Source organism: Catenovulum agarivorans DS-2 (assembly GCF_000568405.1).
In the GTDB taxonomy this organism is placed as follows: Bacteria; Pseudomonadota; Gammaproteobacteria; order Enterobacterales; family Alteromonadaceae; genus Catenovulum; species Catenovulum agarivorans_A.
Genome location: NZ_ARZY01000023.1, coordinates 16,128 through 37,918, shown reverse-complemented (window position 1 = coordinate 37,918; position 21,791 = coordinate 16,128). Strand labels below are relative to the sequence as shown.

The following is a 21,791-nucleotide window of genomic DNA, read 5'->3' as shown; positions in this document are numbered from 1 at the left end:
TTTTTATATAGCTAAGGTAAGGTTAAACCGCCATCTACTGCAATTTCTTGCGCGGTAATGTAGCCTGCTTTGTCGGATAATAAAAATTCAATTAACTCAGCTACATCATCAGCTTGACCTAAGCGTTTGAGCATGGTTTGTTGTTGCAACGCCTGTTGCTGCTGCTCGTTATAGTGCGCAACCAACTCGGTTTGTATAAAACCTGGTGACACACAATTTACCCGAATACCTTGAGCACCTAACTCTTTCGCCAAACTTTTAGTTAAACCAGATAATGCTGATTTTGCTGCGGCATAAACGCTCTGCCCTGCCGCACCTTGGTTTGCGACTACTGACGAGACAAAAACAATCGAACCTTGTTTTTGCCTAAGCATAAATCGGCTGGCATATTGGGCAAGCTCAATTGCACTGGCGACATGCAGTTGTAATTGCTGGTGAATTTCCGCTGGTTTTAACATCATCAACGGTGCTTCGTACAAACTACCAGCACAGTGCACTAAACCATAAAGTGGCAGTTTAAATTGCTGCACTTGTTTAAATAAACTGGCGATAACACCTAGCTCGGCTAAATCTGCTGTTAAACATTCGATACGGATAGCTGAATTTGTTGTTAGCAGCTGTGCTTTTACCTCGGCCAATTTATCAGCATTGCGGCCGTGCAAAATAAGATTATAACCAGCTAACGCCAATAGCTTGGCACTCGCAAAACCTATACCGCCCGATGCGCCTGTTATTAAAATTGTTTTATTGCTATTTAAAGTTTGCATGCTGGCTCTTGGGTTTAGTGATTTTAGCAGAGTATGTTTATCTGCTTGGGTGTTTACGTGGAGGAGGGGTTTTAATTATCGCAAAAACGCTGTAAATACATCCTTGTACGCTCCGCTTTTTCATCCCTGAAAAAGAGGTTTTGCTCCCAATTAAATCCCCACCACCACTATTAACCGTTGTGCAATATTCGATTGGCGAGCAATCTTAGTACTTAGCCACAATTTCTTTTGCCTTGGCAAAAGAACTCATATCAATAATATCGTCGGTATCCAGCATAATATCAAAAGCCGCTTCTATCTCAGCCACCAGCACCATATGTGCGGTTGAATCCCACTTTGGGTGCTGGCTGTATGCTAATTCGTCAGTTACCTCTGCAGCATCTATTGCTAATGCGCTGACAAAAGCTTCGGCGAGTTTATCTGTGTTAATTTCTGTCATAACAAAACCTAATTTGAACGGTTGCGACTTAATAAGCGCTTAACCATTTGAGTCGCTTTTTTATAGTTATCGGCAGTCAAACTAATTTCTATAAATTCATTGTCATCAGCTATTGGTGTGAGTTGGTATCCCAAAGCTTGATTATATTTTAACGCTGCCGAATTGCTGCTACGCACTTTACTTTTCAATTCAATAATTTGCAATTGTTCAAACAGATAATCATTGAGTAATAACGACGGCGCAAACGCTAACATGTTGTTGCGGTATTCTGGTGTGGCGATATATAAACCAACTTCGGCTAATTTACACTCAGTTAGGTTTAACCCGTCAGAGCTGCGTACGTTTATTGAGCCAATAAGCTGTTGTTTATATTGGATGATGTAATGCAATTGCTGCTGACTGTGTTCTATTTTATCAAACCAAGCCTGATGCTGCTCTGCTGAGATCAGCGCGGTATCACCCATTTGCGCCCGAATATCATCTTGATTACGCCATTCGCGTAGTAATTGAAAATTTTCTCTAGTGACAGGAATCAATTCTATTGCATAGCCTGTTAATACTTTTCTCATAGTTTTGAATTTAATATCTGTTTACTTTCTTATTGCGCAATTAAACACTTCAATACAACTCTGCAGCCAATTTAAAGAAGGTGGATAGGTGTGTTAGGTTCAAAACTTCCAATCGGTAGGGATACCGTTTGAGAGCGGGCCAAGGATGGCCTTGCAGCGGTTTTGAACCTAATACCCTATTCAACTTCTTGTTGCACAGTTACTCGGTACACACTTCAGTGCAATCAAGCCCACTTGAAGCATAATTTTCTAAAAACGCTGTAAACCCAATCCCTGGGCGCTCTGCTTTATCATCCCTGATAAAGAGGTTTTAGAAAATTAGCTCTCAAGTACGCTTTTATCTAACTTCTTTAGCGCTGTTAGAAAAGAAGTTTGTAAAAACTTATATACCTTCGATTTGCACATTTAAAAACTTCAACAAACTGTGCTGCCAATTTAAAGAAGGTGGATAGGTGTGTTGGGTTCAAAACGTCCAATCGGTAGGGATACCGTTTGAGAGCGGGCCATGGATGGCCTTGCAGCGGTTTTGAACCTAATACCCTATGTATCTTCTTGTTGCACGGTAAGTAAGTGCAAACAAGCTGAATCGAAGCATAATTTTCTAAAAACGCTTTTCGCCAGTCCATGGCCGCTCTGGAAAAACAATCCCTGTTTTTCAAGGTTTTAGAAAATCAGCATTCGACTAAGCTTTTATCGACTTCTAGTGTTGCTCAACTACACAACCGAACCAATACATTCTCAGCCCCTTTAGCAATTGGTTTAGACAACCCCTGCTGAAGATCCAAAATACGCTGATATTTAACCAACCAATCACCATTGCACATATTGTTAATTAACCAAACCAACTCATCGTCAGGCAATCCATCCCGACAATCTAACAACTCAACCCAACCTTGCTTCTTAGCAACTTCTGTATTGCGAACTTGATTATCTGCAACAACTAACAAAATAGCCGGTGTCTGCATCGAAAATAATTCAAATTGTGCAGAGCCTGCGGCAGATATCACAAATTTAGCAGAGGCAAACAAAGCCGCCATATTCTCTGGTGCATACACGTAATTGATGTGCTCAGGTAACTGGTTAATTTGTGTTTTTAATTGTTCAGCATGCGGATAATTTTGCCCTATCACCACTGTGATTGGTTGCGGCTTTTCAAGTGATTTTTCACATGCTTTTACCACTAGCCAAGTTAATTCGAGTGGGTCTGTGCCACCCATGGTAATTACAACACCTTGTCGCTTATTGGCGGCAACCAAAGACTGCTCAGCAAATTCTTGGCGTAACAATCTAAATTCATCACCTGCAATTATTTTATCCATAGCCAACCAGTTTGAATAATCAGGCACAGTTTGTGAATTTACCGACGGGTTAACTATGTAGTCAGCTAAATACGGCGGGCAGTCAGCGTTGTCGTCTATTTGCACTAAAGTGGCCGCTAGCTGTTTGCAGCTTTGTTGTAACCGCTGTTTAAAGTCAGCAGCATAATGATAACCATCTAAAAAAACGAAATTGTGTGCTGATTTAGCTAAATATTTAGCAAGCACTTTATGTAAGTTGTCTCCAGCTTGTCGCTCTGTTTTGGGTAAAGGGTAAGCTGCTAATAAAAACTCTGCTTGCAGCATTTTCTCGGCGAACTGAATATTGTTTTCAGCACAAATAAACACACAATCAATACGTTGCTTTTTCGCAGCCTGCGCCAGAGCCAAACAGCGCATAAAGTGGCCGGCACCTATTTTAGGGTTAATATCGACAACAAAAACAATCACTCGTTTTCAGCTTTAAAATCAACGATATGTTCAGAAAATAGCGCAGAGCCTGCGGTTAAATCTTGGCTGAAAGTTTGCCCTAGTACTAGTGGTAAATACTTAGGTGCTAAACCTATTGCTGGGCGAACTATTTTGACATTGTTTTTATCAATTACCTCACCCGCTTTGACATCTTGAGTAACAAAAATTGAACGACGATAGTATTTTGATTTTTCTTCTGCCGCACTGCCGCCATAGGTCACCTGCCCCATAGCTGAAAACGCTTGCTGGCTATTTTCGACTAACTCAGCAAATTCTCGTGGCTCTAATGAAAATGCAGCATCAACGCCACCGGCATTTCTATCCAGCACAAAGTGTTTTTCAATCACACAAGCACCTAAAGCAACGGAAGCGACTGCAACGCCTATACCGCGTGTATGATCAGACAAACCGATGTTACAACTAAATCTTTGTTGCATATCAGTGATTGTAGATAAATGAGTATTTTCTGGGCTAGCTGGGTAAGTGCTGGTACATTTAAGCAAAATAACCTGTTTATTGCCTGTCGCGTAAGCTGTTGCTAATGCTTGCTCTATTTCTTCAATGCTCGCCATGCCCGTCGACATTATGATGGGTTTGCCAGTTAAAGCCGCTTTTTTGATCAGCGGTAAATCGGTTAGTTCAAATGAAGCGATTTTATAACAAGGTACATTTAAGCTTTCTAAAAAATCGACAGCGTCTTCATCAAACGGAGAGCTAAATGCAATTAAACCTAAGCTGTTTGCATACTCGAATAATTCTCCATGCCATTCATAAGGTGTGCAAGCTTGCTGATACAGCTCATGCAAATGTGCGCCATACCATAACGAGTCTTTTTCTTGAATGCGAAAATTATCTGAGTCGATCGCCAGCGTCATTGAATCTGCGGTATATGTTTGCAGTTTAATTGCATCAACACCTGATTCAGCTGCAGCCGCAACCATTTGTTTTGCCAATGCTAACTCTTGGTTGTGATTGCCAGATAACTCAGCAATGACAAAAGGTTTATGTCCTTCGCCAACTTTTCGACCTGCTATTGAAATTGATTCTGCCATTGTTAACTTGCGTCCGTTTTATACTTTTGCTGCAACTATTTCATCAACACATTCAATCACTGTCTTAGGTTTGACACAGTTACAGAGTAATTGATTATCTGCTGCATCATTGGCTGCGATTTGTTGTAAACACGCTGGGCACTCGCCTGTTGGATCCGTTGCAAAATCAGGCATCAATATTTGTGGCTCAGTTGCACCTGAGATCAACAAAGTTTGTGTACCAGCTGCTTTTGCTAGCCATAGAAATTCACTCGGCGGGGTGATGACTAAATCACAAGCAGCTAGTTTGGCGAGTTTTTGTTGCATCGGCATATCGGTAAAAGGTTCTGACCAAACAAATACACCTTTGTCTTGTAACTGTTGTTTCAGCTCATTCAAATGTGGGTAATTAGGTACAGCATTAGTAGCTAATGCAACTTTATATTTACCTGCGGCTTGCGCTAACAATTCAGCATCTGGTTCAATCGCAATTTTCATATCAAATTTAAGCGTGGTAAAACCGCAGCAAGTTTGCAGAAAATGTTGTGGGAAACCTTCCTGTGGTAGGTCCGCTGTTTGCCACCATGCCCCATATAAACTGTCCATTTTTGGAAATGTACTTAACATAAACGCCATTGGGTCATTTACATATTCGGGTTTTAATTGCTGCGCCTGAAATTGGTCAATCAACTCTTGTACTGACAGACTCATGTAGTTGCCCATTACACGCTCACCAGCATCTTTTAAAAAGCGCGCTAAAAAGCATGGCATAAAGCTGGTGTCTAAATTGATAATTTGATCGTACGCTTCGCCAACAATCTTTTCTGCTAAGCCTAAAAATGATTCCATCGCTGGAATAAAAGCATCAGGCCAGTCTTGCCGAGCCAGATTAATATGTTTTACCGTCGGCTCTGCCAATTCGACAATCTCTTTACCTTGGCCAAAACTCAAAAAGGTAATTTCTGCATTTGGGTATTGCGCTTGATAATAACGAATGGCAGGTACAGCAATTGCGGCTACATCTGCAACATTGAGTAATCGCATGATTAAAATTTTGATTGGTTGTGCTGATGTCATAATTTACCTGCTATTTAAAATTAATTGCTCTATACATTAATTCGGCTGTTTGCCAATCTTCTAAAGTATCAATATCTTGTACACGTGATCTCGGCATAAAAATTGGGATGCTATGTTTGGCAAACATGCCTTTTCTATCGACAAAGTCTTGGCTACGCCCCCAATAAAACTGCCCTGCATCGTGAAATGCTTCAACTAAATCTTGTGAGCGTTTGCCAATAAAATCTTTATACATAGGCTCAACACCTGTGACATCTTCACTATGTGCTTGTAAAGCTCTTTGTACCGGAAACGGGAAGGTGCAAACAGAAAATGCAAAACACTTTTCTGGTTGTGTTTGCAACGCGTTAAAACCAGCCAATAAGTATTCGGCTGTTAATAAAGGGGCGGTTGCATAGATACAACAAGTGTATTGGTAGTTGTGTCCTTGCCCACGCATATAGTTAATTGCATGATTGACCACAGGCGTTGTACCTGTGAAATCATCCGCCAGCTCTTTGGGGCGAATAAATGGAATATCAGCGCCATAATCTTGAGCGACTTCAGCGATTTCTTCACTGTCGGTTGAAACAATTATTTTATCAAACAACCCTGTCTGTTTCGCTGCGGCTATGCTGTAGGAAATTAACGGTTTACCTTCAAATAGTTTGATGTTTTTTTTGGGGATGCGTTTACTACCACCACGCGCTGGAATAATAGCTATTGCGGATTTTGACATAATACATCCATGAGTTGCTCTATTACGTAATCTTGCTCAGCAATTGTCATAGTCTGATACAAAGGTAAGGTTAAGGTGTTTTTTGCATATGTTTCCGCGTTGGGAAAGTCACCCAGTTTAAAACCAAGTTGTTGATAGTAAGGTTGTAAATGTACCGCAGAATAATGCACATTTGCTTGAATTTTGCGTGTAAGCAACGCGTTATAAACTTCTAGCCTGTTTTGCCCATTGAGCTCAATTGCAAATAAGTGCCAAGCGCTAAAGTCTAACTGCTCTTTGTTTGGCAATTTAATCCGCGCTTGTATTTCTAACTCTGCAAACGCGTCAAAATATCGTTTCGCTAACAAACGCCTTTGTTGAATAAATGAATCAAGTCGGTTTAACTGACTAATACCCAATGCGGCTTGCATATCACTCATGCGGTAATTATACCCAAGCGTTAATTGTTGATAGCTCCATGGTCCTTCAATTTCACCTTGCATCAATTCCGCATCGCGGGTAACGCCATGTTTAGCGAATAAAGTAGCTTGTTTAAGCAAGTGTTTATCATTGGTTAATAGCGCACCACCTTCTGCTGTGGTAATTGATTTAACCGGATGAAAACTAAAAATGACAAAGTCAGCATACTGGCAATGGCCAATTTTAGAACTATCAGCTGAATATACACCACCTAGCGCATGGCAAGCATCTTCAATAATCTTGACATTAAATTGCTTGCACAAGTCAGCAATAGCCTGCATATCGCAGCTAAACCCAGCGAAATGAACAACAATTAAAGCCTTGGGTAATTTGTTTTGTTGTGCTGCTTGCTGGAGTTTTTGTTTTAACGCCAGCGGACAAATATTGCGACTGCTTGGATTAATATCAACAAAATCGACATCTGCGTGGCAAAAACGAATACAGTTGGCGGTCGCAACAAAAGTAATTGGGGTCGTCCACACCACATCACCTTTTGTTACCCCTAATGCTAAACAAGCTAGGTGCAAAGCTGAAGTGGCACTATTGACTGCTAGTGCATAATGCGCATTTGTGTATGCGCACAAGGCTTGTTCAAATGCCGGTACTTGTTGCCCTTGCGTGAGAAATTGATTTCGCAGAACATCAACAACTGCATCTATATCTGATTGGTCGATGTGATGTTTGCCGTATGGGATCATAAGTCTTTGTTTAACTCTACAAGCTCTTCAATAGATAGAAAGTGTGGGTTGGTGCCTGAGTGATACTCAAATTTATCACTCACAGCTTGGCCTTTTTCACCCAGTTTGTTTTCAGAGTAATCTACATTGCGCTCAAAAAACTTAATCGCTGGAGTAATTACATAGTGATCATGGAATTCTAGTGTTTGATGGGCCACTTCTTCCGGCACCATAATTTCATGCAATTTTTCGCCTGGGCGAATACCGATAAGCTCGTGCTCTCGACTACCCGAGATCGCTTCGACTAAATCAAGAATATTAACCGAGGGTATTTTCGGCACAAAAATTTCGCCACCACGCATGCGCTCGAAACTTTTTACAACAAATTCCACCCCTTGCTCTAGGCGCAACCAAAAACGAGTCATTTCAGTGTGGGTAACAGGTAGGGGTAACTTTCCTTGTTGTACACGTTTTTTAAAAAAGGGTACAACCGAACCTCTAGAACCAACCACATTGCCATAACGCACCACAGCAAAACGTGTTCCATCAGCACCTGAAATATTATTTGCCGCAACAAATAGTTTATCTGATGCCAGTTTAGTTGCACCGTATAAATTAACAGGATTGGCCGCTTTGTCGGTGGATAATGCAATCACTCGATTAACCCCAGCTTCAATCGCAGCCTCAATGACATTTTGCGCGCCCATAATATTGGTTTTAATACATTCCATCGGATTGTATTCTGCTGCTGGCACTTGTTTTAAAGCCGCAGCATGGACCACATAATCCACATCACGCATTGCGGTGATTAAACGGTCTTTATCTCTTACATTACCTATAAAATAGCGCATCGCCGAGCTATCAAAAGATTCTTGCATCTCGAACTGTTTAAGTTCATCTCTGGAAAAAACAATTAGCTTTTTAGGCGAGTAGTGAGTCAAAACATACTTAATGAAACAGTGGCCAAATGAACCGGTGCCGCCAGTGACTAAAATTGATTTACCATTAAACACTACAAGAATCTCCGAATTATCGGTATTGTCGAATTGCCTTTCGCCCTTTTACCAATTTGGTTAAGTCAGTTTTCGCTTGTTTAACTAGCTGATTACAAACATGAATTAGCTTATTATTGACCTCAGATTCAGCTAAAGCAAATTGTTTTTGTTTTTCTGGTGTAGAAGCCAACTGTTCGAGTGTATTTTGTACGCACTCATCTCTTTGATCAATTAGCGCGAGTAATTCAGAATCGTTTACATCATCAGCCAACAATAACTGAGAAATCAGTTGGTTAAGATCAGATAATTCGGGTGGTGTATAAGAGTGGTTGAGTTCGGCTTCTGTAAGTTTGCCAGAAACCGAATGGGTATGACGACTGACATGACTATCTAGTTCAGCACTCATAAATTAAACAGCACTTTGTTGTTTTTGCCGCTGCATTTCATATGCTTGCTGTTTTGCTTCTTCAGGGATAGACGCCCAAGCCGTTTTAATCGGCAACATTAAAGAGATCACCTCATCAATTATGCTTTGGCTATTTTGCACATGCGCATCTGTTAAACGATTAACCATAAAATCGTACAATGCAAACAGATTATCTGTCACCTCACTTTCAACTGAAAAATCTAACGTATCGCGCAAGTTAACAATAATGGCAGACGCTTTTGATAGATGGACTGATTTACCTTCAAAATCTTTGCGTTCCATACAGCCCTTTGCATACGCCATTTTATCTAACGCCCCTTGCATTAACATCAAGGTGATTTGATGTGGGTCTGCTTGCGCGACCTGCTGTTTAATATTACCTTTTTGGTATGCATTAATACCGCGTTTAAACATAATAGTCACCTATTCTTAGAAAAATGCCGTCGACAGCGACGCATTTAATGCACTACCCGTACGCTGTAACTTAGCCACGGTTAAATCTAAATTAATGTATTTATTTCTTAGCAATTGTTCGTAATCAGCCATCTGGACTTCAAAGCGAGCCCTGTCATCATTTAAAAGCTCTTTCTGATCTTTAAAAGATTGCTCGCGCGTACGTAACAAACCACCAAAAGTTGTATATTCATAGACAAAGTCGTAAAGTTTGTTGGCAATACCTTCATCGTCGTCAGCAAATAAAGAAGCAATTTCGTCGTAATAGTCGTCAAGTGCATCATCTAACATCTCTTGCCCACTACCTAAACCAAACTCATCAGTCTCGGATATTTGTAGCTTGCCATCATCATCAAACGACACGCCTATTTGAAATAGTGTCCCTAACGACGATGAGCTGACACTTGATGTGATAATTGAATCTAAACCAGACTGAATACTACGTGCCATGTAGTCACCAGCTAACGCTCCATCCTCTTCTAGCTCAGAGGTACCGTAGCGTGTCAAAGTTTTGATTTCTGAGATTAGCGAGTTGTAATTATCGACAAAATCGGTAATTTTATTTTTTAGTCCATCTTTGTCATAACCAACTTCTAGAGTTGACGCTTGAAAGTTACCTAAGCTATCTGTGCTACTTAATTCCAATGCTTCAAAGCTTACGTTCTCAATTACATTTTCAAACGTATTGTTTTCGCTTTCAACAGCTATATCGTCTATCGTCGCTTGAGCATTAGTTGCATTTATTGTGGTTACATTGCCGTATGTGGTGGTTTCAGTGGAATCAACCGTCGCAATATGCTCAAGGTCGGCAATATCATTGTCGTTAACAATTTTTAAATCGTTGCCTGCGCCGGTCGTTTCAGAAGAAAATACTAACTTCGCACCAGCAGCGGTCCCTGTATCAATAATACTGGCATTTATGCCAAAATCATTACCACTTGCGTTGTTAACCGCCGAGCGCAGCTCTGCCAATGTCATCCCAGAAGTGACATTTACGGTAAAACTATCGCCAGTAGAATCAATTTTAAAGGTCAATGTGCCAGCGCTTGCAGAAACAGAGCTCGAAGAACTCGCAAATTGACTATCAGCCGTTTGAATACGACTACCTGCCGCCAATTGTTCTATGGTAATGTCGTAGGTACCAGCAGTTGCGCTATTTGACGCCTCTGCTGTGAAAGGACCAGATGCTTCACTGTCGCTTGAAGCATCTGGATGTGTAGTCATAGCTTTACGTCCTTGCAATTCATAACTACTTCTTAAATCATCAACAGATGATTTGAATTCATCCATTTTTGACTTTAACGCACCAATTCCTGATATAACAGCTTCCAAGTCTTCTTCACGAGAATCAAATCTGTCTTGTTTGGGTTTGCGTTCAGCTTCTAATAGCTGCTGAACAAGACCACTTAAATCTAGGCCTGAACCAACACCAATTGATGAAACTGACATACATACCTCACATAAAAGATTAGACTTCGCGGTTAATCAGCACTCCTATAGCTTCGCCTGCATCATCTCGCAGTTCGCCTATGCGCTGTGCTAACTTTAACATTTCTTCTGACGGTATCTGTCGAATAACTTCTCCAGATTCCGAATCTGTTACTTTAATCACTGAGCGATTACTTGAATCATCATAATCAAAATTTAACTGGCGATTTTGCGCATTGATAAATTCTGATACTTCAGCAACAGCTTGTTCTAAAATGTTTTCATTACCCTCAATAGCAGTATCGGCTTCAGCTTCGGTAACTTTAGCGGATTCTGATACTTTTATTTTAGGATCGTTAGCAGTTGATGCAACCGAATCGTCGGAATTTTGGCGATTTTCCACTGAATAACGACTAGGCTCTAGCTCGTTACTAGCATAAGCAAATAGGCTGCCACTTTTTTCTAATTGCATATCCATAATCACCTCCGTCAATTCAGTTTGTTGATAAAGCTAACAAATAAACTCTTTATTAGCTTTACCAAAAACTTACATTAACCTAATAAAGATAATGCACTTTGCGGACGTTGGTTAGCCTGACTTAATACCGACAAACTCGCCTGTTGCACAATTTGGTTACGAGTTAATTCTGCAGTTTCTGTCGCGAAGTCAGTATCACGAATTTGAGAACGTGCAGAAGAAACATTTTCCACAACATTACTTAAATTACGAATAGTTGACTGGAAACGATTTTGCAATGCACCAAGGTCTGCACGAGCACCACCAATTGTTGAGATTGCAGCATCAATTGATGTCAACGCAGCAGATGCACCATCTGTTGTAGCAACAGTTAAGCTGCCAATGCTTAAACCTGAAGCACCATAACCTCCAGAGCGTGACAAGTTAACTGAAATAGTTTGGCCACCATTTGCACCCACTAAGAAAGCAGCTGAGTATGAACCAGTTAATAAATCTACACCGGCGAACTGAGTATTTGCACCGATACGGCTGATTTCAGTTTTAAGTGCAGAAACTTCTTTTTGTAGTGCAGCACGGTCAGCTGAGCTGTTGATACCGTTTTGCGATTGTACCGCCAACTGGCGAATACGCTGCAAAGACGAAGTAATCTCTTGCATTGCACCTTCAGCAGTTTGCACTGTAGAAATACCATCATTCGCATTTCGTACCGCTTGGTTTAAACCTTCAATTTGGCTAGTCATACGAGCTGAAATTTGCATACCAGCAGCATCATCCGCTGCACGGTTAATACGGAAGCCAGAAGACAAACGCTCAAATGAAGTGTTTAAACGTGTTGATGAATCCATCAATTGACGCTGAGCATTCAATGATGAAACGTTAGTATTTACAAACATACCCATAGTAGTTACCTCCTGAGAACTGCTTTAGGTTCCCTCAAACCTGTATAAAGCGAGTCCGCCAAAAATTTAACTCTTGCGAGTCACCTCAAAAAGCTTTGAAAGTCGGCCCTCAACCTCATTTCAAAATTTATAATTCCCCTCATTTAAAGTTATCGGCCTTTTCTGAAGATCCTTTAGGATTTTTTTGATATTTTTTTGGATTTTTTATGTTTCCTATATAAATCAGATATATAACTAGAAAATTCACCATTCAATTCGTTAATGTTTTGCTGTGCAAGCTCTTTTGCCACTAGTATTTCCAGTTAAATTAACCCAAGTTAGTCAACTGTCCTTTATTAGCGAATTTACATTTTGCTGAATTTATATAGAATGACGCTCGCAGTGGAGGTCTGCTTGATTATGTTCAATCTATTCACAAGACAAAATTTACGTGGTGACGTTTTAGGTGGTATCACAGCGGCAATTGTGTCGTTGCCTCTAGCACTGACATTTGGCGTTGCGTCTGGTTTAGGCCCTGAAGCGGGTTTGTATGGCGCATTGCTGGTCGGCTTATTTGCTGCCGTTTTTGGTGGTACGCCTACGTTAATATCAGAACCTACTGGGCCGATGACAGTTTTAATGACAGCCGTCATTGCTTCTTTTATCGCTTCAGATCCGGAAAACGGAGCTGCCATGGCATTCACGGTTGTGATGATGGCGGGTGTATTTCAAATTCTATTCGGCGCGCTAAAGCTGGGTAAATATATAACGCTTATGCCCTATAGCGTGGTTTCAGGTTTTATGTCGGGTATAGGTTGTATATTAATTATAATGCAGCTGGCCCCAGCGTTAGGCCAGGCCTCACCAAGCGGAGGCGTTATCGGCACATTAACAAGTTTGCCTGACATCATCTCAAATATAAGTTTGGCTGAATTTGCTTTGTTTGGTGCAACACTTGCGCTGCTATTTTTAACCCCAAATAAAATCACCCGCATTGTTCCAGCTCAATTGATTGCATTGGTGTTAATAACCATTGCGTCACTCTACTTAATTGATGGTTCAGACATTCGCCGGATTGGGGAGTTTTCGGTAGGCTTACCCGAAATAGTCGTTCCCACTTTTACCGCAGACCAATGGCAAACCATGGTTTTAGAGGCTTCAGTACTGGGTATGTTGGGCTGTATTGATTCAATGTTAACCTCAGTCATAGCGGATAATCTAACTCGAACTGAACATAAGTCGAATAAAGAATTAATGGGACAAGGCGTTGGTAACTTAATGTCTGGTTTGTTCGGAGGCCTACCTGGAGCTGGTGCAACTATGGGTACAGTTGTCAATATTCAAGCTGGAGCCCGAACCGCGTGGTCTGGCGTTACACGTGTTGTCGTTTTAGGTATTGCGATATTTGGTGCGGCATCTTTAATTAGCGTTATTCCACTTGCCTTGCTTGCTGCCATTGCTGTTAAAGTAGGTGTGGATATCCTCGACTGGAGCTTTATTAAGCGAGCACATCGAGTTTCGTGGCAATCTACCCTGATCATGTATTCGGTATTAACCTTGACTGTGCTTGTTGACTTAATGGTAGCCGTTGGTATTGGTTTATTTGTTGCCAACATCATAATCATTGAAAAGTTAAGTCAAACTCAGTCTAGGCAGATTAAAGCAATATCTGATATGGATGATGAATTGCCATTAGCACCAGCTGAACGTGAGTTATTAAACCAGGGTAAAGGTAATATTTTGTATTTTTACCTCAGTGGCCCAATGATTTTTGGTGTGTCTAAAGCTTTGTCACGTGAACGTGCGTCTATTGCTGCCCATAAAGCGGTCATTATCGATTTAAGCGACGTTTCATTGATTGATGATACGATTTCATTATCGATCGAAAACATGATTGTTGAAGCGCTCGAATCGAAGAAAGAAGTTTGTGTTGTCTACCAGTCAGAGGCTAATAAAAACAAACTTTGTACTATGAGTGCTGGTAGCTTGCCAGAAGATATGTTTGTGCGCTCACGCCAAGAAGCGTTAATTAGAGCAAATGAATATCTAAAGACGACTGAAGATGAAACATTTTCAGCTTAGCTAAAGTGAACGCTCGTTTACAACAAATACCTAAAAAGGCGCTATTAAAGCGCCTTTTTAATATTGTCTAAACGGGCAGAATTAATTTATAGGTCGTTTGTATCCAACATCCGGTACTTGATAGCTAAATGAGTTAACTCAACATCACCACTAATTTTCAACTTTTCAAACATTCGATAGCGGTAACTATTAACTGTTTTTGAACTCAGATTAAGTTGCTCGGATATGTCCTGAACTTTTTCACCACGTGTTATCATCATCATAATTTGTAGTTCTCGTTCAGACAATACATCAAAAGGATTCTCATCTTGCCCACCAAATTGCGACAATGCCATTTGTTGGGCTATTCCGGCGCAATATAGCGCTGACCTGAATGTACTAGCCGAATTGCTTTGATCATTTCATCTGGTGCGGCACTTTTAGTTAAATAACCTGCTGCACCTATCTGCATAACTTTTGACGGAATAGGATTTTCTGTGTGAATCGTTAGAAATATCACTTTAGTATCTGGGCAGTAGCGGACAATTTTTTTGGTCGCTTCCATCCCACCGATCCCCGGCATATTCATGTCCATCAATACAATATCCGGATTGTTTTTACGACAAAACTGTACCGCTTCTTCTCCAGTCTGCGCCTCACCAACAACTTTAATACCACGAACTTCACTTAAAATCCGATTAATCCCTGTACGTACTAATTCATGGTCGTCAACCAATAGTATGTTTATCAACTCAGACTCCAATTTATTATTGTGTTCAGGTTAGCTTTCCTAGCTAGAAACTACCTGCCTAATATGCTTTTAGGCATAGGGTGATTGTTATAGAAACGTCAACAAAAGTAAAGAATTAGATAACAGTTAAAGCAGTTATCTTGCCATTTTGTTCCGCAATGACAGAACGAGCTCGGCTTCCGCGCGGGGAATTTCACACTCAGTCATAATCTCTTCAACTGAAGCGCCTTTTTCTGCAAGCTTAGCGGCTCGACTATATAGTTTAGATTCAGGTTCAAACAATTCAACCTCATTAAACTTTTGCTCAAGCTGCGAGAAATACTGACCGAGAGTCTTAACGGTTTTGCCAACTCCAACAGTTGATTGACGGATTTCATTCAACTCTAGGTTCAATACTTTAATGTCTCGTTGTAATTGATCTATTTTTTGCGATGCGGCTCGCTCATTTTGCAGCAATTGTTGTTTTAGCTGCTTGATTAAAAAGAATGCAAGCAACAGGGCTAGCATCAACACAGCAATACCGCCCCAAATCAAGTTTATTTCCATATATTAGAAAGTACTAAGCTCGTCCCACTCTTCATCACTTAACAGTTTATTTAGATCGACAAGAATCAGTAATTCTGCACCACGGTTAGATACCCCTTGAATAAACCTAGCACTTTCTTCAGTACCAACATTCGGTGCACTGTCAATTTCAGAAGATTTAAGATATACCACTTCAGCGACACTATCGACCAAAATGCCAATAACTTGTTTTTCTGCTTCAATAATGACAATACGTGAGTTGTCTGTTACCTCTGATGGGTTCAAACCAAACCTAGAACGAGTATCAATAACTGTGACTACATTGCCCCGCAAATTAATAATGCCGAGCACATAATCCGGAGCCCCTGGTACAGGCGCAATTTCAGAATAGCGCAATACTTCCTGAACCTGCATAACATTAATACCATAGGTTTCATCATCTAGTTTGAAGGTAACCCACTGCAATATTTCATTATCGGCCGCATCTGCCACAGTACTTCTGCTTGCACTATTCATATTCTAAGCTCCGACTTATGTCACTTTTTATCAAGGCTATTAAGGCCTTGTTCTAATAATTGAATTAACTGATTAACATCCAACAAAGCACACATCTTCTCTTTGACTAACCCGGCTAACCAAGGTCGTTTACTGTCTGATGCACGCCACTTTATATCATCTGGTGACATAGTAACTGTGTTCACCAACCCTTCACAGGCTAAACCCCAGTTACTATCCCCCAACATAATTAAATATTTGTAGTCTAACGATTGTGCCAAGTTTTCATCATATTTTTCGGGCATCACCCAAAGCGCACTATCAACAACATTGAGCTTTTGTTCACGGTGAATCATTAAACCTTTAAACCAACTAGGCTTACCAAACAATGGAGACACTTCCGCAATATTGTGGATTCCACCAAGCTCAGTAAGCGGCACCGCCAACACCAAACCCGCAACCTCAAAATAAAGCGCCTGAAAGTCATCAACGGGTATTGCCTTTTCAGGTGTTGCTGGCGGCTGGGGTGGTATCTGCTCTAATTCTTGGGGCGCTTTAACTACCTCAGTTGGTGCTTGCACCTTTGGCTCTTCAATCACAGGCTCAGCCGGAATTTCAACCTGCTTAAGCAATTCTTCAACCGGTTTAACTCGCTCTGCCTCTGGTGCAAAAGGCCGAGGTTCGTCTTTTAGTATAGGTTGGATTTGACGTTTTTGTGCAGGCGCAACGGCAACATCGCTGTCTTCATTCAACAAGGCATTGAGATATTCCTCCATCACCTCTTCATTTGCAAATGCACCTTTACTCATAGCGCTAATCATCTAACTCCGATACAAAAGTCAATAACGAATTATACGCGAATACCCCTCTCGACTTAGGTGCATACATAGAGGGCACTAATTGCTCTAAACTTGCATCTCTAAATTTAGTGTCTACTGGTATTACACTTGACCAAACGTCATCACCATATACTTTCTTCAATTCTTTATATGCTTCTAAAGAAGCACGAGTCCTTTTATCAAACATTGTTGGGACTATAGTGTACTTATAATGCTTTTTTTGTGATTTTGCCATTAAAAACAAAGTTCTCATCATTCTTTCTAAGCCTTTTAATGCTAAGAACTCAGTTTGTACTGGTACTAGTATTCTTTCACATGCAGCCAGTGCATTAACCATTAATACGCCTAACACTGGTGGACAGTCGATTAAAGCATAATCATATTCGTCTTCAAGCATATTAATGGCTTTCTTGAGCACTAAGCCCATACCACCTTGATTACCCATTCGGCGATCTAAAGTTGCCAACGCCATGGTTGCGGGTAATATATCCATGTTATCAATGGAAGTCGGGCACAACATCTGCAGCAACTGTTCCTTGTTCATCGAGTTGCGTTTTACAAATAAGTCAAAAACACTATTATCTAATTCTTCGGAATCAATTCCAAAATAGTATGTGAGTGACGCATGTGGATCTGTGTCAATTAATAACACCCGTTTACCGCGCTCTGCGAGGATCCCACCTAGCGTAACTGTTGTTGTTGTTTTGCCAACACCTCCTTTTTGATTGGCAACTGTCCATACTATCAAAAGTGACCCTTAATCATTGCAAATTAAATTCACCTATTATTCTGTCAGCCATTTGATTTAATGCAATAGATTCAGACGAAATTCCTGCATTGGCGACAGCTTGAGGCATCCCATACACTACACACGAATCTTCATCTTGAGCCCAAATGGTAGCGCCTTGCTGTTTAAGAAACTTAGCACCGTCTCTTCCATCAGCGCCCATGCCGGTCAAAATAACCCCTAGCACATGCCCTCTGAACGCTTTGCCAACAGAAGCAAAAGTAATATCAACACTCGGTTTATAGGTAAGTCTATCTGAGTTATCTTCTTTTATAAGTATTTTTGCACCTGTCCCAACACCCTCAACTATCATTTGTTTGCCACCCGGTGCAAGATATGCGCAGCCAGCTCTTAACATATCACCATTTGACGCTTCTTTTACTGAAATTTGGCACATACTATCTAATCGAGCGGCAAAAGCAGAGGTGAAGGCTGCAGGCATATGCTGAATCAACAATATGGGTACCGGAAAATTTTTGGGAAGCTTGGTCAAAATCGTTTGTAGCGCTACAGGCCCCCCCGTTGAGGTACCAATAGCCATAAGCTTATAACTCGCACTCCCTCGGTTCGAGTTTTTGCGCCTCGACTGAATTTGTTCAAGTTTATCTTTATTGCTGGTTGCTGTAATCGCTTGTTCTGTTGCTTCAACTTTAGCCGCGCGTTGGCTCCTAGTCGCAAATCGACTAGCTCCAGCAGATTTTAGTGCAGCCATACGCATGCTAATGCGTCGTTTAGAAATTTGTTTAATGCGAGTTTGCAAAAGACTGACCGCTTCTTCTTTATTACGAGCGATGTCTTCAAATTTTTTTGGCAAAAAATCTAGCGCACCAGCATCTAGCGCATCAAGTGTTGCTTGCGCGCCATCATGGGTTAATGAAGAGAACATTAAAATAGGCGTGGGATATTTTTTCATTATCTCACGCACAGATGAGATACCATCCATGATGGGCATTTCCACATCCATGGTTATCACATCTGGTTTAAGCTTTATGGTTTTATCTAAAGCGTCTTTACCGTTTAATGCTGTATCGACAACAGTCAAGTCAGGATCTTGATCTATTATCTCCGACACCCGTCTTCTAAAGAAACTTGAGTCGTCTACAACTAAAACACGAATCGGCATGAATTCCGCCCTAATTATTTATAGTAGGCTAAACTCAATTAGCGTTTAGCATATTTTTTAAGCATTCCTGGCACATCAAGTATTAAAGCAATACCACCATCACTGGTTATTGTTGCACCAGCCATACCTGGCGTCCCTTGCAACAGTGCATCTAGCGGTTTGATAACCACTTCTTCTTGGCCAATTAAAGAATCTACAACAAACCCAACTTGTTTGCCCGTACCTACTTGAACCACCACCACATGGCCATAACTGCGATCGCCACGCTTGTTATTGTTTCGAGTAAGCCAGTCTTGTAAATAAAACAGTGGAATCGCCTTTTTGCGAACTATCATGGTTAGTTGACCGTCCACTGTGTTGGTTTTCTTCAAGTCTAAATTAATGATTTCACTTACCCCAGCTAAAGGTAAAGCAAAAGTTTGTCCAGAAACAATCACCATCAAAGTTGGCAAAATTGCTAATGTGAGTGGTACTTTAATATCTAACTGCGTACCTACTCCTTTTTCAGATTTAATAACCACTGAGCCGTTGAGTTGAGTGATTTTGGTTTTTACCACATCCATTCCAACACCTCGGCCCGAGATGTCAGAAATTTGTTCTTTAGTAGAAAACCCTGGCGCAAAAATTAAATTGTAAGCTTCTGAATCTGACATTCTAGTTGCGGCATCTGCATCTAAAATACCATTATTGATGGCTTTTTCTTTGAGTTTTTCTGGATCCATACCTGCACCATCATCCGCTATGGTCAGCAAGATATGATCACCTTCTTGTGAAGCTGATAACCTAACCGTACCACAGCGAGCTTTACCGTTAGCAGCACGCACATCTGGCATTTCAATACCATGGTCAACCGAATTACGCACCAAATGCACCAACGGGTCAGCTAGCGCCTCAACTAAATTTTTGTCTAAGTCTGTATCTTCACCCTCTAACTGTAGCGTGATCTCTTTATTCAGTGAACGGGCTAAATCTCTAACAACGCGAGGGAATCGACCAAAAACCTTTTTGATCGGCTGCATTCGCGTCTTCATAACGGCACCTTGCAGATCTCCAGTCACCACATCCAAATTTGCTATCGCTTTAGACATATCTTCGTCGTTGACGTTAATGCCCAAGCTGACCAAGCGATTTCTCACTAAAACCAACTCGCCAACCATATTCATAATTTGGTCTAAACGCTTGGTATCGACTCGAACAGTTGTTTCTGCCGCTGGCGCTGGTGCCGGTGCTTTTTTCTTTTCTACCGCAGAAGCAGCAACTGGCGCTTTTGCTGCTGGGGCTGGAGATGGCGCGGGTGCTGGAGTCGCTTTTGGAGCTGGCGCCGGAGCCGCAGTTGGACTTGGTGCAGGTGCAGCTGGTGTTGGTGCTGGATTTGGTGCCGGTGCTGGCGCTGAACCTTCAGCATTTGGACCTTTGCCTTTGCCGTGCAGTTGATCTAATAAAGCTTCAAATTCGTCATCTGATATTTCATCACCTGAACTAGTAACCGCCGCAGGCGCTGGTGACGGTGCTGGAGCAGGAGAACTCGATTCTTTGGTGCTAAATTGACCTTTACCATGCAGCTCATCTAACAAAGCTTCAAATTCATCGTCGGATATTTCATCACCTGAGGAAGCAACCGAGGCTGGAGCCGGAGCTGGCGCGGGTGCATCATTGCTAGTTGGACCTTTGTTAGTTCCATGAAGCTGATCTAACAACTTCTCAAATTCGTCGTCAGTGATTTCATCTAACGGCGCAGAGCCATCAGAGGATGCTTGAGCTGGAGCCGACGGTTGTGGGTCTTCTAGCGCATTATCGAAAAATTCAATATCGTCGCCCGCAGGTTCTGGTGCTGCTTGCGTAGGGCTCGGTGCTGCGATAGGTGGTTCATCAGCCGATGCTGGTTCACTGAGCTTATGTAATGTTTCAAGTAATTCTGGTGTTGCAGGTTCAGGTTCTTCGCGATTCTGAATTTGTGCGAACATCACGTTGATCGTGTCTAACGCTTGTAATATCACGTCCATCAGTTCAGGTGTTACCTCTCGCTGACCTTTACGCAATATGTCAAACACATTCTCTGCACCATGACACGCATCAACAAGCGCTGTCATCGCAAGAAACCCTGCACCGCCTTTTACCGTGTGGAAACCACGGAAAATAGCATTTAGTAGATCTGAATCTTCTGGATTATTTTCAAGCTCCACTAGCTGTTCAGATAACTGTTCCAGAATTTCAGCCGCTTCGACCAAAAAATCCTGCAATATATCTTCATCTACATCAAAGCTCATGGAACCTGTCCCCTAATTAAAAACCTAAACTCGACAAAAGATCATCCACTTCATCTTGATTAGCAACCGCATCCACACGTTCTTCAGCGTCAATTATTGGCCCCTCTGGCCCCTCATTAACTTTTTCTTCTGCTTTTTCAGTGGATTGTGGTTCACCAAACACAGTCAGTAAATGAATCAAGTTGTCTTCTACTTCTTTTACTAATTCAATTACTCGGCGAATGACCTGGCCTGTTAAATCTTGAAAGTCTTGTGCCATTAATACATCATTTAATCGCATTTTTAAGCTTTCGGCATCACCTTGGGATTTCTTTAATAAACTATCTAAATCGTGGCATAAGGTTTTAAATTCACTTAGCTCAATTTGACGATTCATTAATTTATCCCAAGTAGGAATAATATATTTAATGTTGTCGTCTAACCCTTCTGCGATGGGTAAACAATCTTCTACAGCATCCATTGTTTTATTGGCTGCTTTTTCAGTCATTTCCATCACATAACTTAGACGATTCTTAGCGTCAGGAATGTCTTCAGTCGCTAAGTTGGTGATCCTCTCATCTAGCTGAAATTCACCAATTGAATTGTGTAACTGTCGCGTCAGCTTGCCTACTTCTTCAAAAAGCTCTGCAGACGCAGCTTGCGTAGCGGAGTCGATAATTTGATTGGCGGTATCGTTATCACCTTGTTCTAAACAGGTAACTAACCGTTTAGCGTCTTCCAGACTGATTTTAGGAGCATTTGGCAACAATAGATTTCTCCA

Annotated in this window: 22 protein-coding genes and 1 pseudogene; 1 reads left to right on the top strand and 22 read right to left on the bottom strand. The window is 41.3% G+C overall.

The features are described 5' to 3' along the window. Positions 1-11 precede the first annotated feature (11 nt). The 14 genes from DS2_RS12340 to DS2_RS12275 form a co-directional block, all read right to left on the bottom strand. Positions 12-767 carry an SDR family NAD(P)-dependent oxidoreductase gene (locus DS2_RS12340; RefSeq protein WP_035015120.1) on the bottom strand — a complete coding sequence of 252 codons (756 nt, stop codon included), beginning with the start codon at positions 765-767 and terminating at the stop codon, positions 12-14. Positions 768-972: 205 nt separating this feature from the next. After that, the gene (locus tag DS2_RS12335; protein ID WP_035015119.1) at positions 973-1,206 is read right to left on the bottom strand and encodes an acyl carrier protein; all 234 of its coding nucleotides are present in this window, start codon (positions 1,204-1,206) and stop codon (positions 973-975) included. 8 nt (positions 1,207-1,214) lie between these two features. Then, positions 1,215-1,775 carry a GNAT family N-acetyltransferase gene (locus DS2_RS12330; RefSeq protein ID WP_051479841.1) on the bottom strand — a complete coding sequence of 187 codons (561 nt, stop codon included), beginning with the start codon at positions 1,773-1,775 and terminating at the stop codon, positions 1,215-1,217. Positions 1,776-2,485: 710 nt separating this feature from the next. Next, on the bottom strand, positions 2,486-3,541 hold the full coding sequence (pseG, locus tag DS2_RS12325) for a UDP-2,4-diacetamido-2,4,6-trideoxy-beta-L-altropyranose hydrolase (protein ID WP_035015118.1): 1,056 nt from the start codon (positions 3,539-3,541) through the stop codon (positions 2,486-2,488). Then, on the bottom strand, positions 3,538-4,614 hold the full coding sequence (pseI, locus tag DS2_RS12320; protein ID WP_035015117.1) for a pseudaminic acid synthase: 1,077 nt from the start codon (positions 4,612-4,614) through the stop codon (positions 3,538-3,540). Before pseI ends, pseG begins: the two co-directional genes overlap by 4 nt. Before the next feature lie 18 nt (positions 4,615-4,632). Further along, a complete protein-coding gene (locus DS2_RS12315) occupies positions 4,633-5,670 on the bottom strand; it encodes a hypothetical protein (RefSeq protein ID WP_035015116.1) in 1,038 nt (345 codons plus the stop codon). 10 nt (positions 5,671-5,680) lie between these two features. Further along, positions 5,681-6,388 carry a pseudaminic acid cytidylyltransferase gene (gene pseF, locus DS2_RS12310; RefSeq protein WP_035015115.1) on the bottom strand — a complete coding sequence of 236 codons (708 nt, stop codon included), beginning with the start codon at positions 6,386-6,388 and terminating at the stop codon, positions 5,681-5,683. Beyond that, on the bottom strand, positions 6,370-7,545 hold the full coding sequence (gene pseC, locus DS2_RS12305; RefSeq protein WP_035015114.1) for a UDP-4-amino-4,6-dideoxy-N-acetyl-beta-L-altrosamine transaminase: 1,176 nt from the start codon (positions 7,543-7,545) through the stop codon (positions 6,370-6,372). The genes pseF and pseC overlap by 19 nt, the downstream gene beginning before the upstream one ends. Continuing rightward, positions 7,542-8,537 (bottom strand): UDP-N-acetylglucosamine 4,6-dehydratase (inverting), encoded by a 996-nt coding sequence (gene pseB, locus DS2_RS12300; protein WP_035015113.1) that lies wholly within the window; start codon positions 8,535-8,537, stop codon positions 7,542-7,544. The genes pseC and pseB overlap by 4 nt, the downstream gene beginning before the upstream one ends. Positions 8,538-8,553: 16 nt before the next feature. Next, entirely contained in the window at positions 8,554-8,925 is a 372-nt protein-coding gene (locus tag DS2_RS12295) for a hypothetical protein (RefSeq protein ID WP_035015112.1), read from the bottom strand. A 3-nt stretch (positions 8,926-8,928) separates the two neighbouring features. Then, positions 8,929-9,360 carry a flagellar export chaperone FliS gene (gene fliS / locus DS2_RS12290; RefSeq protein ID WP_035015111.1) on the bottom strand — a complete coding sequence of 144 codons (432 nt, stop codon included), beginning with the start codon at positions 9,358-9,360 and terminating at the stop codon, positions 8,929-8,931. Positions 9,361-9,375: 15 nt separating this feature from the next. Beyond that, a complete protein-coding gene (gene fliD, locus DS2_RS12285; RefSeq protein ID WP_035015110.1) occupies positions 9,376-10,848 on the bottom strand; it encodes a flagellar filament capping protein FliD in 1,473 nt (490 codons plus the stop codon). Between the two features lie 19 nt (positions 10,849-10,867). Beyond that, positions 10,868-11,305 carry a flagellar protein FlaG gene (locus DS2_RS19945; protein WP_051479840.1) on the bottom strand — a complete coding sequence of 146 codons (438 nt, stop codon included), beginning with the start codon at positions 11,303-11,305 and terminating at the stop codon, positions 10,868-10,870. Positions 11,306-11,379: 74 nt separating this feature from the next. Beyond that, a complete protein-coding gene (locus tag DS2_RS12275) occupies positions 11,380-12,204 on the bottom strand; it encodes a flagellin (protein WP_035015109.1) in 825 nt (274 codons plus the stop codon). Positions 12,205-12,603: 399 nt separating this feature from the next. On the opposite strand from DS2_RS12275, the gene DS2_RS12270 reads away from it, so the two are divergent. Continuing rightward, on the top strand, positions 12,604-14,265 hold the full coding sequence (locus tag DS2_RS12270; protein ID WP_200870145.1) for a SulP family inorganic anion transporter: 1,662 nt from the start codon (positions 12,604-12,606) through the stop codon (positions 14,263-14,265). An 86-nt stretch (positions 14,266-14,351) separates the two neighbouring features. Here DS2_RS12270 and uvrY read toward each other — a convergent pair. The 8 genes and pseudogenes from uvrY to DS2_RS12230 form a co-directional block, all read right to left on the bottom strand. After that, positions 14,352-14,995: pseudogene (gene uvrY / locus DS2_RS12265) on the bottom strand (UvrY/SirA/GacA family response regulator transcription factor). A 135-nt stretch (positions 14,996-15,130) separates the two neighbouring features. Beyond that, on the bottom strand, positions 15,131-15,541 hold the full coding sequence (locus DS2_RS12260; RefSeq protein WP_051479839.1) for a DUF2802 domain-containing protein: 411 nt from the start codon (positions 15,539-15,541) through the stop codon (positions 15,131-15,133). A 3-nt stretch (positions 15,542-15,544) separates the two neighbouring features. Continuing rightward, positions 15,545-16,036 (bottom strand): chemotaxis protein CheW, encoded by a 492-nt coding sequence (locus DS2_RS12255; protein WP_035015107.1) that lies wholly within the window; start codon positions 16,034-16,036, stop codon positions 15,545-15,547. A gap of 20 nt (positions 16,037-16,056) precedes the next feature. Then, positions 16,057-16,836, bottom strand: coding sequence for a chemotaxis protein CheW (locus tag DS2_RS12250; RefSeq protein ID WP_235188598.1), 780 nt, complete (start codon positions 16,834-16,836; stop codon positions 16,057-16,059). Then, positions 16,829-17,602 (bottom strand): ParA family protein, encoded by a 774-nt coding sequence (locus tag DS2_RS12245; protein WP_035015106.1) that lies wholly within the window; start codon positions 17,600-17,602, stop codon positions 16,829-16,831. Before DS2_RS12245 ends, DS2_RS12250 begins: the two co-directional genes overlap by 8 nt. A gap of 13 nt (positions 17,603-17,615) precedes the next feature. Continuing rightward, the gene (locus DS2_RS12240; protein WP_035015105.1) at positions 17,616-18,764 is read right to left on the bottom strand and encodes a protein-glutamate methylesterase/protein-glutamine glutaminase; all 1,149 of its coding nucleotides are present in this window, start codon (positions 18,762-18,764) and stop codon (positions 17,616-17,618) included. A 38-nt stretch (positions 18,765-18,802) separates the two neighbouring features. After that, entirely contained in the window at positions 18,803-21,031 is a 2,229-nt protein-coding gene (locus tag DS2_RS12235; protein WP_035015104.1) for a chemotaxis protein CheA, read from the bottom strand. Positions 21,032-21,047: 16 nt separating this feature from the next. Next, positions 21,048-21,779, bottom strand: a complete 732-nt coding sequence (locus DS2_RS12230; protein WP_035015103.1) for a protein phosphatase CheZ — start codon at positions 21,777-21,779, stop codon at positions 21,048-21,050. Positions 21,780-21,791: the final 12 nt, after the last annotated feature.

Bases quoted from the DNA above. Each gene is read 5' to 3' on its own strand.
- DS2_RS12340 (WP_035015120.1), bottom strand. From the start codon at position 767: ATGCAAACTTTAAATAGCAATAAAACAATTTTAATAACAGGCGCATCG.
- DS2_RS12335 (WP_035015119.1), bottom strand. From the start codon at position 1,206: ATGACAGAAATTAACACAGATAAACTCGCCGAAGCTTTTGTCAGCGCA.
- DS2_RS12330 (WP_051479841.1), bottom strand. From the start codon at position 1,775: ATGAGAAAAGTATTAACAGGCTATGCAATAGAATTGATTCCTGTCACT.
- pseI (WP_035015117.1), bottom strand. From the start codon at position 4,614: ATGGCAGAATCAATTTCAATAGCAGGTCGAAAAGTTGGCGAAGGACAT.
- DS2_RS12315 (WP_035015116.1), bottom strand. From the start codon at position 5,670: ATGACATCAGCACAACCAATCAAAATTTTAATCATGCGATTACTCAAT.
- pseF (WP_035015115.1), bottom strand. From the start codon at position 6,388: ATGTCAAAATCCGCAATAGCTATTATTCCAGCGCGTGGTGGTAGTAAA.
- pseC (WP_035015114.1), bottom strand. From the start codon at position 7,545: ATGATCCCATACGGCAAACATCACATCGACCAATCAGATATAGATGCA.
- DS2_RS12295 (WP_035015112.1), bottom strand. From the start codon at position 8,925: ATGAGTGCTGAACTAGATAGTCATGTCAGTCGTCATACCCATTCGGTT.
- fliS (WP_035015111.1), bottom strand. From the start codon at position 9,360: ATGTTTAAACGCGGTATTAATGCATACCAAAAAGGTAATATTAAACAG.
- fliD (WP_035015110.1), bottom strand. From the start codon at position 10,848: ATGTCAGTTTCATCAATTGGTGTTGGTTCAGGCCTAGATTTAAGTGGT.
- DS2_RS19945 (WP_051479840.1), bottom strand. From the start codon at position 11,305: ATGGATATGCAATTAGAAAAAAGTGGCAGCCTATTTGCTTATGCTAGT.
- DS2_RS12275 (WP_035015109.1), bottom strand. From the start codon at position 12,204: ATGGGTATGTTTGTAAATACTAACGTTTCATCATTGAATGCTCAGCGT.
- DS2_RS12270 (WP_200870145.1), top strand. From the start codon at position 12,604: ATGTTCAATCTATTCACAAGACAAAATTTACGTGGTGACGTTTTAGGT.
- DS2_RS12260 (WP_051479839.1), bottom strand. From the start codon at position 15,541: ATGGAAATAAACTTGATTTGGGGCGGTATTGCTGTGTTGATGCTAGCC.
- DS2_RS12255 (WP_035015107.1), bottom strand. From the start codon at position 16,036: ATGAATAGTGCAAGCAGAAGTACTGTGGCAGATGCGGCCGATAATGAA.
- DS2_RS12250 (WP_235188598.1), bottom strand. From the start codon at position 16,836: ATGATTAGCGCTATGAGTAAAGGTGCATTTGCAAATGAAGAGGTGATG.
- DS2_RS12240 (WP_035015105.1), bottom strand. From the start codon at position 18,764: ATGCCGATTCGTGTTTTAGTTGTAGACGACTCAAGTTTCTTTAGAAGA.
- DS2_RS12235 (WP_035015104.1), bottom strand. From the start codon at position 21,031: ATGAGCTTTGATGTAGATGAAGATATATTGCAGGATTTTTTGGTCGAA.